This window comes from Pseudomonas sp. K5002 (assembly GCF_013386655.1).
Lineage (GTDB): Bacteria > Pseudomonadota > Gammaproteobacteria > Pseudomonadales > Pseudomonadaceae > Aquipseudomonas.
In genome coordinates, this window is the sequence record NZ_JACARK010001413.1 from 250 (window position 1) to 1,039 (window position 790).

At 62.8% G+C, this 790-nt stretch carries 1 protein-coding gene; it reads right to left on the bottom strand.

What is annotated here, in order from left to right; translation table 11 throughout:
* Positions 1-30: 30 nt before the first annotated feature.
* Positions 31-790, bottom strand: a 760-nt coding sequence (locus HX846_RS36805; RefSeq protein ID WP_178967414.1) for an NAD-binding protein, incomplete at its 5' end; no start/stop codon positions are given.

A 790-nucleotide genomic window follows, 5' to 3' on the forward strand; every position in this document is an offset into this window, starting at 1 on the left:
CTCCCACATTCGATCGCATTTCAACGGGCGTTATTTATCGCGAATCGAAAAATTCGCCATATGTTCCAGGCCCTTGATCAGCGCCGAGTGGTCCCAGTTCCCGCCACCGATGGCGGTGCAGGTGCTGAACACCTGCTGCGTGCCGGCGGTGTTCGGCAGGTTGATCCCCAGCTCCTTGGCACCGGCCAGGGCCAGGTTCAGATCCTTCTGGTGCAGGTTGATGCGGAAGCCCGGATCGAAGGTGCCCTTGATCATGCGCTCGCCATGCACTTCGAGGATTTTCGACGAAGCAAAACCCCCCATCAGTGCTTCACGCACCTTGGCCGGGTCGGCGCCGTTCTTCGAGGCGAACAGCAGCGCTTCCGCCACCGCCTGGATGTTCAACGCAACGATGATCTGGTTGGCCACCTTGGCGGTCTGGCCATCGCCATTGCCGCCCACCAGGGTGATGTTCTTGCCCATGGCCTGGAACAGCGGCAGGGCGCGTTCGAAGGTGTGCGGGTCGCCGCCGATCATGATGCTCAGGGTGCCGGCCTTGGCACCGACTTCACCACCGGACACCGGGGCGTCGAGGTAACGTGCGCCGGTCTCGTTGATCTTCGCGGCGAAGGCCTTGGTGGCGGTGGGCGAGATCGAACTCATGTCGATCACCACTTTGTTCGGCCCAAGACCTGCGGCAACGCCGTCGGCGCGGAACAGCACATCGTCGACCTGCGGGGTGTCGGGCACCATGACGATGATGAATTCGGCTTCCTGGGCCACTTGCTGCGGGTTGGCCAGGGCCACCGCA